This window comes from Pseudomonas sp. FSL W5-0299, from assembly GCF_005930655.1.
In the GTDB taxonomy this organism is placed as follows: Bacteria; Pseudomonadota; Gammaproteobacteria; order Pseudomonadales; family Pseudomonadaceae; genus Aquipseudomonas; species Aquipseudomonas mandelii.
Window position 1 is genome coordinate 59633 of record NZ_RXHX01000006.1, and the last position, 15029, is coordinate 74661.

At 59.5% G+C, this 15029-nt stretch carries 14 protein-coding genes; 13 read left to right on the plus strand and 1 reads right to left on the minus strand.

Going from position 1 to position 15029, the window contains the following annotated elements; translation table 11 throughout:
* The first annotated feature begins 146 nt into the window (after positions 1-146).
* The 10 genes from FHL16_RS10300 to FHL16_RS10345 all read left to right on the plus strand — a co-directional run bounded on the left by FHL16_RS10300 (position 147) and on the right by FHL16_RS10345 (position 9288).
* On the plus strand, positions 147-1973 hold the full coding sequence (locus FHL16_RS10300) for a long-chain-acyl-CoA synthetase (protein WP_077748173.1): 1827 nt from the start codon (positions 147-149) through the stop codon (positions 1971-1973).
* A gap of 96 nt (positions 1974-2069) precedes the next feature.
* A complete protein-coding gene (locus tag FHL16_RS10305; protein WP_010456625.1) occupies positions 2070-2588 on the plus strand; it encodes an ankyrin repeat domain-containing protein in 519 nt (172 codons plus the stop codon).
* Positions 2589-2834: 246 nt separating this feature from the next.
* Complete coding sequence (locus tag FHL16_RS10310) at positions 2835-3365, plus strand: hypothetical protein (RefSeq protein ID WP_077748174.1); 531 nt, start codon at positions 2835-2837, stop codon at positions 3363-3365.
* A gap of 64 nt (positions 3366-3429) precedes the next feature.
* The gene (locus FHL16_RS10315; RefSeq protein ID WP_010456621.1) at positions 3430-3621 is read left to right on the plus strand and encodes a PLDc N-terminal domain-containing protein; all 192 of its coding nucleotides are present in this window, start codon (positions 3430-3432) and stop codon (positions 3619-3621) included.
* A gap of 247 nt (positions 3622-3868) precedes the next feature.
* On the plus strand, positions 3869-4744 hold the full coding sequence (gene speE, locus FHL16_RS10320) for a polyamine aminopropyltransferase (protein WP_010456619.1): 876 nt from the start codon (positions 3869-3871) through the stop codon (positions 4742-4744).
* 176 nt (positions 4745-4920) lie between these two features.
* A complete protein-coding gene (locus tag FHL16_RS10325) occupies positions 4921-5154 on the plus strand; it encodes a hypothetical protein (RefSeq protein ID WP_077748175.1) in 234 nt (77 codons plus the stop codon).
* Between the two features lie 214 nt (positions 5155-5368).
* The gene (locus FHL16_RS10330; RefSeq protein ID WP_010456615.1) at positions 5369-5710 is read left to right on the plus strand and encodes a ribonuclease E inhibitor RraB; all 342 of its coding nucleotides are present in this window, start codon (positions 5369-5371) and stop codon (positions 5708-5710) included.
* Between the two features lie 393 nt (positions 5711-6103).
* Positions 6104-7513 carry a circularly permuted type 2 ATP-grasp protein gene (locus FHL16_RS10335; RefSeq protein WP_010456613.1) on the plus strand — a complete coding sequence of 470 codons (1410 nt, stop codon included), beginning with the start codon at positions 6104-6106 and terminating at the stop codon, positions 7511-7513.
* A 12-nt stretch (positions 7514-7525) separates the two neighbouring features.
* Entirely contained in the window at positions 7526-8476 is a 951-nt protein-coding gene (locus FHL16_RS10340; protein ID WP_010456611.1) for an alpha-E domain-containing protein, read from the plus strand.
* The gene (locus FHL16_RS10345) at positions 8473-9288 is read left to right on the plus strand and encodes a transglutaminase family protein (protein WP_010456609.1); all 816 of its coding nucleotides are present in this window, start codon (positions 8473-8475) and stop codon (positions 9286-9288) included. The genes FHL16_RS10340 and FHL16_RS10345 overlap by 4 nt, the downstream gene beginning before the upstream one ends.
* Before the next feature lie 120 nt (positions 9289-9408).
* Here FHL16_RS10345 and FHL16_RS10350 read toward each other — a convergent pair whose 3' ends face one another.
* Positions 9409-10230, minus strand: coding sequence for a c-type cytochrome (locus FHL16_RS10350; RefSeq protein ID WP_077748176.1), 822 nt, complete (start codon positions 10228-10230; stop codon positions 9409-9411).
* Positions 10231-10828: 598 nt separating this feature from the next.
* Here FHL16_RS10350 and FHL16_RS10355 point away from each other — a divergent pair.
* The 3 genes from FHL16_RS10355 (at position 10829) to FHL16_RS10365 (ending at position 15028) form a co-directional block, all read left to right on the plus strand.
* Entirely contained in the window at positions 10829-12034 is a 1206-nt protein-coding gene (locus tag FHL16_RS10355) for an acetyl-CoA C-acetyltransferase (protein WP_010456599.1), read from the plus strand.
* Between the two features lie 25 nt (positions 12035-12059).
* A complete protein-coding gene (locus FHL16_RS10360) occupies positions 12060-14204 on the plus strand; it encodes a 3-hydroxyacyl-CoA dehydrogenase NAD-binding domain-containing protein (RefSeq protein WP_077748177.1) in 2145 nt (714 codons plus the stop codon).
* A 95-nt stretch (positions 14205-14299) separates the two neighbouring features.
* The gene (locus FHL16_RS10365; RefSeq protein WP_010456594.1) at positions 14300-15028 is read left to right on the plus strand and encodes an amidotransferase; all 729 of its coding nucleotides are present in this window, start codon (positions 14300-14302) and stop codon (positions 15026-15028) included.
* Position 15029: the final 1 nt, after the last annotated feature.

Below are 15029 nucleotides of genomic sequence, written 5' to 3' on the forward strand. Positions count from 1 at the left end.
CACCCGCGCTGAGGTTCGCGATCTCGAACGCTCGGGGCGCGGATACAAAACATTTCAAAAACCGCGTGTACAGCTCAAGAACCGCTGACGTATTTTCGGACTCATAGACCGCCGCCCGACAATAAGAAGATCGAACGGGAGCAAGCATGAGCGACACGATTACCTGGGGCATGATGCTCCGCAAACTGCCTTCCATTGCCAAAGCCATTCCGCGGGTGGTGAAGGGCATGAAGGTTGCCAACGTCAAGGACCCGACCCAAGCGTGTGGCCTCGGCTGGACGTTCGAGCAAGCGACCTTGCGCAATCCCGATGGCCCCGCGTTGCTGCAAGGCGACGTGACGCTGAGTTATGCACAGGTCAATCAGTGGGCCAATCGCATCGCCCATCACCTGATTACCCAGGGCATCCGCAAGGGTGATGTGGTGGCGGTTTTTCTCGAGAACCGTCCAGAACTGCTGGTGACGATTCTGGCAGTGGCCAAGGTCGGCGCGATCAGTGCGTTGCTCAATACCTCGCAAACCCGCGACACCCTGGCCCACAGCCTGAACCTCGTGGCGCCTGCGGCGATCATTGTGGGCGAAGAACTGGTCCCGGCTTTCAGTGCCGTCCGCGAGCGGGTGTCGATCGAGCCGACGCGCACCTGGTTCGTCGCCGATCAAGACACCTATCGACATCCCGGCCATGCGCCCGACGGTTTCATCAACCTGATGAGCGCCAGCGCCCAGGCGTCCAGTGAAAATCCGGCCAGCAGCCAGCAGGTTTTCTTCGACGATCCTTGTTTCTATATCTACACCTCAGGCACCACCGGGTTGCCCAAGGCGGGCGTGTTCAAACACGGTCGCTGGATGCGCAGCTCGGCGAGCTTCGGCCAGATCGCCCTGAATATGCAGCCTGAGGATGTCGTCTATTGCACCTTGCCGCTGTATCACGCCACCGGGCTCTGCGTGTGTTGGGGGGCGGCGATCAGCGGCGCCGCAGGATTTGCCATCCGCCGCAAATTCAGCGCCAGCCAGTTCTGGAACGACGTGCGCAAATACCAGGCGACCACCCTTGGTTACGTCGGCGAATTATGCCGCTACCTGGTGGATCAACCACCCACGGCCGAGGACAGCAAACACCGCGTGAGCAAGATGATCGGCAATGGCCTGCGGCCCGGCGCCTGGCGCGAGTTCAAGACGCGCTTTGCGGTTGAGCACATTTGTGAGCTGTACGCCGCCAGCGACGGCAATATCGGCTTCACCAACATCCTCAACTTCGACAACACCATCGGTTTTTCCCTGATGGCCTGGGAGCTGGTGGCCTACGACCACGACAGCGGCCTGCCGATTCGTGACGCCAAGGGCTTCATGCGCAAAGTTGCCAAAGGCGAGCAGGGTCTGTTGTTGGCGAGAATCGACGACAAGGCGCCGCTGGACGGTTACACCGATCCGCAGAAGACTGAAAAAGTCGTGCTCCACGACGTGTTCACCCGGGGCGACCGTTACTTCAATACGGGCGATCTGCTGCGCAATATCGGTTTTGGCCATGCGCAGTTTGTTGATCGGTTGGGGGACACCTATCGCTGGAAGGGTGAGAACGTCTCGACGACCGAGGTCGAGAACATCTTGCTGCAACACCCGAATATTTCAGAAGCCGTGGCGTATGGCGTGGAAATCCTGAACACCAACGGACGTGCCGGCATGGCCGCGATCACGCCTGCCGAATCCTTGGCGACCCTGGATTTCAGCGAGTTACTGGCGTTTGCCCGCGAGCAAATGCCCGCGTATGCGGTGCCGCTTTTCCTGCGGGTGAAAGTGAAAATGGAAACCACCGGGACCTTCAAATACCAGAAGACCCGGCTCAAGGACGAAGCCTTCGACCCCGGCAAAACCGGCGATGACCCGATCTACGCCTGGCTGCCCGGCACCCAGACTTACGTGCAAGTCACCGACCAGATCCTGGCGGATATTCGCGGCGGCAAGTACCGCTATTGAATGTGGCTATGGCGGCTCTTGAGAAAAAAGAAGTGACAGCCTTGGGGCTGCTCGGGAAACTGTCGGCTTTCCGAATGACAGACAGTGGAGTCCCCGATGTCAGACCAAAGCCGCCAGATGACCCCCGAAGAAGCCGCTGAATTTGCCGAACAGGTATTCAACAAGGCACGCGAGGGCGATGCGGCCATGATGGCTGCGTTGCTGACCAAAGGCCTGCCGCCGAACCTGCGCAACCACAAGGGCGACACCTTGCTGATGCTCGCCGCCTACCACGGCCACGTGGAGACGGTGAAAGTGCTGCTGGAACACAAGGCCGACCCGGAAATCCGCAACGACAATGGCCAGAGCCCGATTGCCGGCGCCGCGTTCAAGGGCGACCTGGCGGTGGTCAAGGCGTTGGTCGAGGGGGGCGCACAAGTGGAAGGCTCATCCTTCGACGGCCGCACCGCGCTGATGATGGCGGCGATGTTCAACCGCGTTGAAATCGTCGATTACCTGATCAGCAAAGGCGCCGATCCGAAAGCCAAGGATGCCAATGGCGTCACCGCGCTGGACGCCGCGAAAACCATGGGCGCGGTCGATACCACCGCGCAGTTGCAAAAATTGCTGGCCTGAATACGCACGCTCCCCTGTGGTATCGAGGCTTTTATGGCGAGGGAGCTTGCTCCCGCTGGGCTGCGAAGCGGCCCCAAAACCATTCACCGCAGTAGATCAGGTCGACCGCTTTCACCTGATTGACGACTGCTTTGCAGCCGAGCGGGAGCAAGCTCCCTCGCCACGCAGTTTTGGTCTGCTCGGTAACTCTCTCCGAATGCGCTATCCTTCGCGCCCTCAAAATTCACTCGCTACAGGATCCGCCCCATGAAAGCCGCACTCGTCGAACTCATCACTAAAATCAGCTCCGGGTGCATGAGCGATGACGAAATCCTGAAAGTCGCTGACGAAGCGGCTCAGGCCTACGCCGATCCCGAGGCTTTTCTGACGGCCAATCAGGATATCAACTACGACGATTCCTTCCCGATTCCACTGGGCGAGTGGGTTGTAGTGGGCAGCCTGCCGGAAACCGTGCTGTTCCAGGCCGACACCTACGTCGACCTGTTCGCCCAGATCGTCGCCTCGTTCGGCCCCGGCGTTGATTTCAACATCAAACCCAAGCAACTGGCCAAGACCGAAGCCCTGACAGCGCTCAACCGCATTCAGGTGCAGATGGGCAGCATGAACAAGGAAAACGGCGGTTACACGCTGATGAACTTCAGCCAGTTGCTCGACGACGAACTGCAAGTGGTGTTGGTCTACGGCAACGACGTACCGCGCGTGCTCGAGTTGTGCGCGCAAGTGGGTATCACCGCCGCGCCATCGCTCGAAGCCCTGAAAATAGCGGTCCACGTTTAAAATACGGAACCCTCGCAAGGCCCGGCTATCCTAAGAGTGCACACCACTCTTAGGGAGCGACACCATGGGTTCCACGTTCAATGGCCTGATCGGCCTGATTATTCTTGTCCTGGACATTTGGGCAATCATCAACGTGCTCAAAAGTGGCGCTGACACAGGGATGAAAATCATCTGGGTGCTGCTGATTCTGCTGCTGCCTGTCCTGGGCCTGATCATCTGGGCTATCGCCGGGCCCCGGGGCAATGTGCGGATCTGACCCCAACACCGCCCCCCTGTAGGAGCGAGGCTTGCCCGCGAAAAACGATTAAACGGTTTAACAGAGAGACCGAGTTATCGTTCTTCGCGGGCAAGCCTCGCTCCTACAGGTATGTGGGCGTCAGAAGGTTCGACCTGTCATCTTCCGCAACGTAGAATGCGCGCCTTTCCCGGTTAATCGAGCCGATCGATTGGCCATCATGGGCGGGTAACCGTCCGTTGCCACCGCATTCATCGGAGCACTTCCCATGAGCAATATCACCACCAGCGAATACCTGGAAACCCTCTACGAAGGCTACGGCCAGCGTTTTCGCATGGAAAAACTGCTGCACGAAGTGCGCACCGAACACCAGCACCTAGTGATTTTCGAAAACCCGCGCATGGGCCGGGTCATGGCGCTGGACGGCGTCATCCAGACCACCGAGGCCGACGAATTCATCTACCACGAGATGCTCACCCACGTGCCGATCCTGGCGCATGGCGCCGCCAGACGTGTACTGATTATCGGTGGCGGCGACGGCGGCATGCTGCGTGAAGTGGCCAAGCACCGCAGCATCGAGCACATCACCATGGTCGAGATCGACGGCACCGTGGTCGACATGTGCAAGGAATTCCTGCCGAACCACTCCAAGGGTGCGTTCGATGATCCTCGCTTGAATCTGGTAATCGATGACGGCATGCGTTTCGTCGCCACCACCACCGAAAAATTCGACGTGATCATTTCCGATTCCACTGACCCGATCGGTCCGGGTGAAGTGCTGTTCTCCGAAAACTTCTACCAGGCCTGCCGTCGCTGCCTGAACGAGGGCGGCATCCTGGTCACGCAGAACGGCACACCGTTCATGCAGATCGAAGAAGTCAAAACCACTGCGGGTCGCCTGCGCAGTCTGTTCCCGGACTGGCACTTCTATCAGGCCGCGGTGCCGACCTACATCGGCGGCTCGATGACCTTTGCCTGGGGGGCGACCAACACCGCCTATCGCAAGTTGTCCCGCGAAACCCTGCAACAGCGTTTCGCCGGCAGCGGCATCATCACCCGCTACTACAACCCGGAAATCCACATCGGCGCCTTCGCCTTGCCGCAATACGTGCTGCAAGCGATCAACAAGCCAAGCAACGACTAAACTGAAGATGTACGCATAACCCCCTTGCAGGAGCGAAGCTTGCTCGCGAAAGCTTCGCTCCTGCAGGTTCCTGTATGTTTTTCATACCTGCATGCGGTAATCCGTTTGAACGATCACTCAGGCCAAACGTCCAGATGGATGTAAGCCCATTTGCGGGTTTGTTCGAGGAGGCACTGATGCAAAAGTGGAAAATCACTTTCGTGGATGATCACGGTGAAACAGTCGATGAAGTCTTTGAGTGCGACGAGTGCCCGGATAACGAGCAAGCCGCGAAACTCATCAAAGGCCGGCTCCTTCCTGTCGCCGCTGAACTGGATCTGAATGATCTGGAAGGGCGCACCGCTGATGCCAGCGTAAAAAATCTCAAAGCGCAGAACAGCATTCAAATCCTCGGCATCACGCCAATCTGAACAACACCTGTCTCATTCTTATCCAGGCCTTGGCAGCGCCTCCGTCTTGGGGCTACTCTGCAATCGAGATCAGCGAACGGATCGCTAAGGTCTGGACTTGTCAGCTACATGCTTGCTTCCCACCGGCGACCTGGTTGCCGCATCGCTCGCACCAATCGGTTGCGCGTGCCGGGAATACGGAAAGTCTATCCATCATGATTGAGGGGGACGTTTCATGAGCACAGCCTATCAAGAAGACATCAGCAGCAGCGTGTTGCGCCGCATGAAAGAAGGCGGTTTCGATTTTTCACGGTTCCATCCCATCGAGTTCTACGCCATTTTCCCGGACGAGGAGCGGGCACGCAGGGCGGCAGGGCAATACAAAGGTGAATCCTTGAACGCGCAAATCAGTGTGCGCGATGACGGCGCATGGGCGCTCGAACTGAGCAAAGTCATGTACGCCACCTACGATGACATCGGCGATTTCGAACAGGGTTTCGAGGCGGTGGTTGAGCCTCTGGGCGGCATCCTCGAAGGGTGGGGCGTCAAGCAGGAAATACGAGGGCGTCTCGCATAACGTTATGAACAGTGACAACGCTCAGCAACGGCTGACCTTCGGGTTGGCCGTTTTCGTTTGTGGCATCCGCCCCTTGGCAAAACCCTGAAACAAGAATCCCGAGGCAAAAAAAACCGCCTGAGCAGGCGGCTAAAGGGAAGTTCGGTCAGGTTTTGCAGCGGATGCGCGGATTATCCGCACCGCCGGCCGGGCAGTGAAATCAACTCTGACTATGCTGGTGATAGGTGACAACGTCGCCTTGCAATGAAGCGGGGGCGATCAGCGTGGGGCGTTTGCTGCACAGGATTGGTGCGGTGCAAACGGCGTGATTCTCCAACTGATTGATAACAAAGCGTTTCTGCCGATGGCACGGGCCTTGCGATGCCTAGATGTCCGGGTGACAAGGAGTACGGCATGATCCGCACCTATTTTGATGAGATGTACGATGCCGGCGGCCAGGTCCGCCCGCATTATCGGGAGTTTGCCCGTTGGCTGGCCGAGACGCCTGACGAGCTCTTGGCACAACGGCGACGCGAGGCCGATCTGTTATTTCATCGCGCCGGGATTACCTTCACGCTCTACGGTGATGAGCAGGGGACAGAGCGCCTGATTCCCTTCGATACCATCCCGCGCAGCATCCCCGCCAGTGAATGGCGGATCGTCGAGCGCGGCTGTATCCAGCGGGTCAAGGCGTTGAACATGTTCCTCGCCGACCTCTACCACGAGCAGCGCATCATCAAGGCCGGCATCATTCCGGCCGAGCAAGTGCTGGCCAACGAGCAATACCAGCTGGCGATGCAAGGGCTCGATCTGCACCGCGATATCTATTCGCACATTTCCGGTGTCGATCTGGTACGCGATGGCGACGGCACGTACTACGTGCTCGAAGACAACCTGCGTACACCCAGCGGCGTGAGCTACATGCTCGAAGACCGCAAGATGATGATGCGACTGTTTCCCGAGTTGTTCTCGGCCCAGCGCATCGCGCCAATCGACCATTATCCGAACCTGCTGCTCGACACTCTGAAAAGCTCCAGCCCGATCGATAATCCGAGCGTGGTGGTGCTGACGCCGGGTCGCTTCAACAGCGCGTTTTTCGAGCACGCCTTTTTGGCGCGAGAGATGGGCGTGGAGCTGGTGGAAGGCGCGGACCTGTTCGTGCGCGACGACAAGGTGTTCATGCGCACCACGGACGGGCCGAAGGCGGTCGACGTGATTTACCGTCGCCTCGACGATGCATTCCTCGACCCACTGGCGTTCAACCCGGACTCGATGCTCGGCGTTCCAGGGCTGTTGTCGTCCTACCGAACCGGCAACGTGGTGCTGGCGAATGCCATCGGCACCGGGGTCGCGGACGACAAATCGGTGTATCCGTTTGTCACGGACATGATCCGTTTCTACCTGGACGAAGAGCCGATCCTGAAGAACGTGCCGACGTTCCAGTGTCGCAATCCTTCTGAACTGTCCCACGTGCTGGCCAATCTTCCAGACCTGGTGGTCAAGGAAACCCAGGGCTCCGGCGGTTACGGAATGCTGGTGGGGCCGGCGGCGACCGCAGCGGAAATCGAGTCGTTCCGCGCGCGGATCAAAGCCAAGCCCCACGCGTATATCGCGCAACCGACGTTGTCCCTGTCGACCTGTCCGACCTTTGTCGAAAACGGCATTGCGCCACGCCATATCGACCTGCGTCCGTTTGTATTGTCTGGCCGCGAAACCCGGGTTGTGCCCGGCGGTTTGACCCGTGTCGCCCTGCGTGAAGGCTCTCTGGTGGTGAATTCTTCCCAGGGCGGCGGAACCAAGGACACCTGGGTGGTCGAGGATTGAAGGAAGCCTGCCATGTTAAGTAGAACTGCCTCGGATTTGTATTGGATGTCGCGTTACCTGGAGCGGGCGGAAAACCTCGCACGGATGCTCGACATCAGTTATTCGCTGTCGCTGATGCCGCAGGACGGTCGCGGTGACGGTCTGCACGAACTGGCCATGCCGCTGCTGATTACCGGCACCCTGGACGATTACCTGGAGCGCCACGGTGATTTGCACGCCGAGCGGCTGCTGCATTTCTTCGCACTGGACGCGGCCAACCCGGCGAGCATCTACAGCTGCCTGGGCGCGGCGCGGGCCAGTGCCCATGCGGTGCGTGGGCGAATCACCGCCGACATGTGGGAAAACATCAATGCCACCTGGCTGGAAATTCGCGGGATCGCCGAGCAAGGCCTGAGTCGCTACGGCATGAGCCGTTTTTGCGAGTGGATCAAGGAACGTTCCCACCTGTTCCGTGGCGCGTCCTACGGCACGATCATGCGTAACGATGCGTTCCGCTTCATTCGCCTGGGGACGTTTATCGAACGGGCCGACAACACGTTGCGCCTGCTCGACGCCCGCTACGAAATGGCCGGCGATCAGGCCGAAGCGGTCAGCGACGGCACTGCTCACGCGTATTACCAGTGGAGCGCGTTGTTGCGGGCGTTGTCGTCGTTCGAGGCCTACACCGAGATTTATCGCGATGCACCCGGTGCCCGGCATGTGGCCGAGTTGCTGTTGCTGCGCGCCGATGTGCCACGTTCCCTGCGTGCCTGCACCGAAGAAATCGACCAGATCCTTGCCCAGTTGCCGGGGGCCAATGGCCGTCCCGCACAACGTCTGGCGGCGGAGATGGACGCGCGCCTGCGCTACACCGGCATCAACGAAATTCTCGACGAAGGCCTGCACGCCTGGCTGACCGAATTCATCCCGCTGGTGCGCCAGTTGGGTAACGCCATTCACAGTTCCTACCTGGAGGCTGCATGAGACTTTCCATTAGCCACGAAACCACCTATCACTACGAAGATCAGGTGCGGGCGAGCATCCAGTACCTGCGACTGACACCCCACGACAGCGAGCGTCAGCATGTGCTCAGCTGGCAACTCGACCTGCCGCGCCCGGTGCGCGCGCAACTCGATCCGTTCGGCAACATCCTGCATGTGCTGACCATGGACGAACCCCACGAGGCGATCATCATCGGCGCCCGTGGCCAGGTGGACATCGACGAGCTGCGCGAAGCCGAACATGAAAGCCAGTCGGCACTGCCGTTCCTGCGCTTCACGCGCCTGACCGAAGCCGACGAAGCCCTGCGTGCGTTCGCGGAAAAGGAATGCAAAAAACGCCGGGATCGCACGGCGTTGATCGACTTGATGCATGGCCTCAATTCGCACATGACCTACACGCCGGGCTCCACCGAAGTGGACACCAGCGCCGCCCAGGCCTTCGCCGGGCGTTCCGGTGTCTGTCAGGACCACACGCACGCGTTTCTCGCGTGCGCCCGCAGCCTGGGCATTCCGTCACGTTATGTGTCGGGGTATTTGTACAGCGAGAATAGCGAACACCTGGCCAGTCACGCCTGGGCCGAAGCCTGGCTCGATGACGCTTGGTACAGCTTCGATGTGACCAATGAATTGGCCCGGCCGGAACGGCATTTGAAACTGGCGGTGGGCCTGGATTACCTGGATGCCTGCCCTGTACGCGGGATGCGCCGGGGCGGTGGGTGTGAGCAAATGCACGCGAAGGTGTTTGTTTCGCCGACGCCGATGCCAGCGCCGATTATCTCCGTTCAGCAGCAATAACCGGAACACCACGGCCCCCTTGCAGGAGCGAGGCTTGCCCGCGAAGGCGTACTGTCATTCACATTGATGTCGACTGACACTACGCCTTCGCGGGCAAGCCTCGCTCCTACAGGGAATGGATCAGGGCTTAGCTTTGCGCCCAGCCATATGCTTCAAATACCCCACCAGCATTTTCAGATCCCCCTCCGGCAACACCGTCGGCGCAAAACCCGGCATCTTCGCCTGAGGCCACTGGCGCAAACTCTGCGGATCTCGAATGTAGCGCTTCAGAAAATCCGCCCCGAAGTACTCGGTCGGGCTAAACGGAATATTCAGATCCGGCCCGAACTGCGCATCCCCTGCACCGTTCAATCGATGACACGCCAGGCAATTCTTCTGAAACAGCGCAAAGCCTTTGTTCACCGGATCATCCGCCTTCAAGGCCGGATCCGGCAGCAGCGCAGGAAAGCGCTCGGCCACGGGCGCCATGCGCTTGATACTCGCCACTTGAAACGGCCATTGCTCCGGGCTGATGTTGCCGGCTTGCGGATCGACCCACACCAGATAAAACGGCCCGGCCCCCGGTTTCCCTTCAGATAACGCCGGCCACGGTTTCGCCGGGTCTTCAATCGCCAGCCACGCGCGCGCGCCCTTGGCGTTCAGCAACGGCGCCGCCGACAGTTCAGCGGCAAATCCGTCCAGCGCCACGGCTTGCAGATGGTCTTCAGGCTTGATGCCGGTCAACAACGCCGCCAACGGAACTGCGCGATAACTCATGTCCCGCTTGTAGGAAACGTCGTCGCTGATAGTGATGGTCTGGACCTGAGGATGCTTGAGCAATTCCTCGGTCTGCCAGGTGCGACTGCTCGCGCCCAGCTCAAGGTTCAGCTGTGCGGCATACGAGGGCGTGCTGAGCAGCAAGGCCCCAAAGAGAATGAGCGTTTTCAAATGATCGCCGTCCATGTCGTGGAAGTGCCGCAAAGGTTGGCACACCCACGCTGGCCCGGGTAGCGAGCCAGTCACATTTTTAAGAGGGCGATGTAAAAACCTGGCGCCGTATTATTTGAAGACCGCTTAACCGATCACCTTGGTCAAGTTCGGCAAAATCAACAACAGCGTAGTGGCGAAAAGAATGAGCCCGGCTTGACGTACTTTCGAATGCTTGAACATGGCTTGACCGCCTTTTTTGTTATTTCCTGATGCCTGCCTGCATATCTCCATGACGGCAGAGCGCTGAACTTCCTGTAAGACGAGTGCCTCGGCAAAACCCGACGACAACTTCGTACATGTTCACCTTAGAGCCCGCGTCACGCTTGGTTTAGATCCATTTCGTATGGTTTGCTTACTTAAAGCTTTTAAAAAGGCATGAGGCCTATTGCCAGCTTCTTGGGCGCCCGTTTGCTAGACAGCTTGGTGACGTTAATCGGTTAATCCGCACCCGAGTGACCGTCCGTCTGAGCGTGTCCGTCAACGCCAGTGAGCATTGCGGTCATTGAATCCATGGCGGCTCGGCCTAAGGTGGAAGCTCAGTATTTACTCACCGCCCAGGTTCGAGGACGTCATGACCCAAGCTTTGATTTTCGACGCGTTACGCACGCCCCGTGGCAAAGGCAAGGCCGATGGCGCCTTGCACAGCGTCAAACCAGTAAATCTGGTGGCCGGGTTGCTCACGGCGTTGCAGCAGCGCACGTCGCTGGACACCAGCCAGGTCGATGATGTGGTGCTCGGTTGCGTCACGCCAATTGGCGATCAGGGCTCCGATATCGCCAAGACGGCGGCACAAGTCGCCGATTGGGACGTCAGCGTGTCTGGCGTGCAGATCAATCGCTTCTGCGCTTCGGGGCTTGAAGCCGTGAACCTGGGCGCGATGAAGGTCCGTTCCGGTTTCGAAGACCTGGTGGTGGTCGGCGGCGTCGAATCCATGTCCCGTGTGCCCATGGGCAGCGACGGCGGCGCTTGGGCGCTGGACCCGGAAACCAATCTGCACAGCCATTTCACCCCGCAAGGCGTCGGTGCCGACCTGATCGCCACGATTGAAGGTTTCAGCCGCCAGGACGTCGATGCCTACGCGCTGCATTCCCAGCAAAAGGCAGCGCGGGCGCGGGCCAACGGTTCGTTCAACAAATCACTGGTGCCGGTGCAGGATCAGAACGGCATCATCCTGCTCGATCACGATGAGTTCATCCGCGCCGAATCCACCCTGGAAGGACTGGGCAAACTCAAGCCCAGCTTCGAGATGATGGGGCTGATGGGCTTCGACGCCACCGCGCTGCGCGTTTACAGCCAGGTCGAGCGGATCAACCACGTTCACACACCGGGCAACAGCTCCGGGATCGTCGATGGTGCCGCCCTGATGCTGATTGGCTCCGAGGCCAAGGGCCGTGCGCTGGGTCTGCAGCCTCGGGCGCGGATTGTCGCCACCGCAGTCACCAGCACCGACCCGACCATCATGCTCACCGGCCCGGCACCGGCCACCCGCAAAGCACTGGCCAAGGCCGGGCTGCGGGTTGAAGACATCGATCTGTTCGAGGTCAACGAAGCCTTCGCCTCGGTGGTACTGAAATTCATCAAGGACATGGCCATCGACCCGGACAAGGTCAACGTCAACGGCGGTTCCATCGCCATGGGCCATCCGCTGGGCGCCACTGGCTGCGCCATTCTCGGCACGCTGCTCGATGAACTGGAAACCCGGCGTCTGCGCTATGGCCTCGCGACCCTGTGTGTCGGCGGCGGCATGGGCATTGCCACCATCATCGAACGCCTCTGAGCCCCGACCTTAAGGAACAAGTGACATGACTGAAGCCATTCGTTACGAAAAAGGTCAGGACCAGATCGTCGTCCTGACCATCGACATGCCGGGCCAGAGCGCCAACACCATGAACGCGGTCTATCGCGAGGCCATGGCCGCCTGCGTCGCCCGCCTGGTGGCCGAAAAGGACAGCATTGCCGGGGTCATCATCACCTCGGGCAAGAAAACCTTCTTTGCCGGTGGCGACCTCAATGAACTGATCAAGGTCGGCAAACCCGAGGCCAAGGCCTTTTACGACATGGTCCTCACGCTCAAAGGCCAGTTGCGTACCCTGGAAACCCTTGGCAAACCGGTGGTGGCCGCGATCAATGGCGCGGCGTTGGGCGGTGGCTGGGAAATCTGCCTCGCCTGCCATCACCGCGTTGCGCTGGACAATCCATCCGTGCAACTCGGCCTGCCGGAAGTCACCCTTGGCTTGCTGCCGGGCGGTGGCGGGGTAGTCCGTATGGTGCGCATGCTGGGCATTGAAAAAGCCTTGCCGTACCTGCTCGAAGGCAAGAAAGTCCGGCCGCAACAGGCCTTGCAAGCGGGTTTGATCGATGAACTGGCCGCAGATCGCGATGAATTGCTGAGCAAGGCGCGCGCCTGGATTATTGCCAATCCGGCCGCCGCACAGCGGTGGGACGTGAAGGGTTATCAGATACCCGGCGGCACGCCGTCGAACCCTAAAGTCGCGCAAATGCTCGCCATCGCACCGTCGATCCTGCGCAGCAAAACCCAGGGCTGCATGCCTGCGCCGGAGAAGATTCTCTGTGCCGCTGTCGAAGGCGCTCAAGTGGATTTCGACACCGCGCACCTGATCGAAACCCGCTATTTCACGGAACTGACCACCGGGCAAATTTCGAAAAACCTGATCGGCACCTTCTGGTTCCAGCTCAACGAGATCAACGCCGGCGGCTCGCGGCCCAAGGGTTTTGCACCTTGTGTCACGCAAAAAGTCGGCGTGCTGGGCGCCGGGATGATGGGCGCGGGCATCGCCTTTGTCAGCGCTTCGGCCGGCATTGAAGTGGTGCTCAAGGACATCAACCTCGCAGCAGCGGAGAAGGGCAAGGCCCACTCGGCGGCGCTGCTGGACAAGAAAGTCGCACGCGCCCAGATGCTCCCGCAACAGCGAGAGGCAATCCTGGCGCGGATCCACACCACCGAAAACGATGCCGACCTGGCCGGTTGCGACCTGATCATTGAAGCGGTATTCGAAGATCGCGAGCTGAAAGCCAAAGTCTCCTCGGCGGCACAAAAGGTCGTCGGCCCGGCCGCAGTAATCGCCTCCAACACCTCGACCTTGCCGATCAGCGGCCTGGCCACCGCCGTGCCGGATCAAACGAAGTTCATCGGTCTGCATTTCTTCAGCCCGGTGGAGAAAATGCCGCTGGTGGAAATCATCAAGGGTGCCAACACCAGCGACGAAACCCTGGCGCGCGGGTTCGATTTCGTCCTGCAAATCAAGAAGACGCCGATTGTGGTCAACGACAGCCGTGGTTTCTTCACTTCCCGGGTGTTTGGCACCTTCACCAACGAAGGCATCGCCATGCTCGGCGAAGGCGTGAGTGCACCGATGATCGAGACGGAAGCACGCAAGGCCGGTATGCCGGTCGGGCCTCTGGCGATCTCCGACGAAGTTTCCCTCAGCCTCATGAGTCATATCCGCCAGCAGACCGCCAAAGACCTGCAAGCAGAAGGGAAACCGCTGATTGAGCACCCCGCATTCGCCGTGATTGACTTGCTGCTCAACGAATACAAACGGCCCGGTAAAGCCGCAGGAGGCGGGTTCTACGAGTACCCGGTCGGTGGCCAGAAACATCTGTGGCCTGAGCTGAAAAGCCGTTTCGAGAAAGCCGACGGGCAGATTTCGCCAAAGGATGTGCGCGATCGCCTGCTGTTCGTGCAAGCCATCGAAACCGTGCGTTGTGTGGAGGAGGGTGTGCTGACCTCGACGGCGGACGCCAACGTCGGCTCGATCTTCGGTATCGGCTTCGCGGCCTGGACCGGTGGCGCGCTGCAGTTCATCAACCAGTACGGGGTGAAAGACTTCGTCGCCCGCGCCCAGTACCTGGCTCAGCAGTATGGCGAGCGTTTCGCGCCGCCTGCGTTATTGCTGGAGAAAGCGGCCAAAGGGGAGGCGTTCTAAGGGACGTATGACGCCTTCCGGGGCTTGCCTTGTCACCGTGTTTCGAGGCAGGCTCTGGGGTGTGCATTATTCCCATCACGTGTCAGGTATTTTTTATGTCGTTACGCATCTGCATTCTGGAAACCGACATCCTGCGTCCGGAACTGGTCGATCAATATCAGGGTTACGGGCAGATGTTCCAGAATCTGTTTTCGCAGCAACCCATCGCTGCCGAGTTCACCGTGTACAACGTGATGCAGGGCGAGTACCCCAGTGACGATCTGACCTTCGATGCCTACCTCGTCACCGGCAGCAAGGCCGATTCCTTCGGCACCGATCCGTGGATCGAAACCCTGCGGGCTTACTTGCTGAAGCGTTATGAACGCGGCGACAAGTTACTGGGCGTGTGCTTCGGCCATCAGTTGTTGGCGCTGCTGCTGGGCGGCAAGAGCGAACGTGCGACCCAAGGTTGGGGCGTTGGCACTCACAAATACAAACTCGCTGCCAAGGCGCCATGGATGAGTCCGGTGCGTGAAGAACTGACCTTGTTGATCAGCCACCAGGACCAAGTGACGTCGCTACCGGAAAACGCCACGGTTATCGCCTCGAGCGATTTCTGTCCGTTCGCCGCGTACCACATCAACGATCAGGTGCTGTGCTTCCAGGGGCACCCTGAGTTCATTCACGATTATTCCCGTGCGCTGCTGGAGATTCGACAGGAGGCACTGGGTCAGCAGGTTTATACGAAAGGTGTGGCGAGCCTTGAGCAAGAGCATCACGGCACGACCGTTGCGGAGTGGATGATGCGGTTTGTGGCGCATAAGCCAGAAGCTAAAGCGGTTTAAA

Excerpts from the sequence above, each read along its gene's own strand:
- FHL16_RS10300 (WP_077748173.1), top strand. The coding sequence starts at position 147 with ATGAGCGACACGATTACCTGGGGCATGATGCTCCGCAAACTGCCTTCC.
- FHL16_RS10305 (WP_010456625.1), top strand. The coding sequence starts at position 2,070 with ATGTCAGACCAAAGCCGCCAGATGACCCCCGAAGAAGCCGCTGAATTT.
- FHL16_RS10310 (WP_077748174.1), top strand. The coding sequence starts at position 2,835 with ATGAAAGCCGCACTCGTCGAACTCATCACTAAAATCAGCTCCGGGTGC.
- FHL16_RS10315 (WP_010456621.1), top strand. The coding sequence starts at position 3,430 with ATGGGTTCCACGTTCAATGGCCTGATCGGCCTGATTATTCTTGTCCTG.
- speE (WP_010456619.1), top strand. The coding sequence starts at position 3,869 with ATGAGCAATATCACCACCAGCGAATACCTGGAAACCCTCTACGAAGGC.
- FHL16_RS10325 (WP_077748175.1), top strand. The coding sequence starts at position 4,921 with ATGCAAAAGTGGAAAATCACTTTCGTGGATGATCACGGTGAAACAGTC.
- FHL16_RS10330 (WP_010456615.1), top strand. The coding sequence starts at position 5,369 with ATGAGCACAGCCTATCAAGAAGACATCAGCAGCAGCGTGTTGCGCCGC.
- FHL16_RS10335 (WP_010456613.1), top strand. The coding sequence starts at position 6,104 with ATGATCCGCACCTATTTTGATGAGATGTACGATGCCGGCGGCCAGGTC.
- FHL16_RS10340 (WP_010456611.1), top strand. The coding sequence starts at position 7,526 with ATGTTAAGTAGAACTGCCTCGGATTTGTATTGGATGTCGCGTTACCTG.
- FHL16_RS10345 (WP_010456609.1), top strand. The coding sequence starts at position 8,473 with ATGAGACTTTCCATTAGCCACGAAACCACCTATCACTACGAAGATCAG.
- FHL16_RS10350 (WP_077748176.1), bottom strand. The coding sequence starts at position 10,230 with ATGGACGGCGATCATTTGAAAACGCTCATTCTCTTTGGGGCCTTGCTG.
- FHL16_RS10355 (WP_010456599.1), top strand. The coding sequence starts at position 10,829 with ATGACCCAAGCTTTGATTTTCGACGCGTTACGCACGCCCCGTGGCAAA.
- FHL16_RS10360 (WP_077748177.1), top strand. The coding sequence starts at position 12,060 with ATGACTGAAGCCATTCGTTACGAAAAAGGTCAGGACCAGATCGTCGTC.
- FHL16_RS10365 (WP_010456594.1), top strand. The coding sequence starts at position 14,300 with ATGTCGTTACGCATCTGCATTCTGGAAACCGACATCCTGCGTCCGGAA.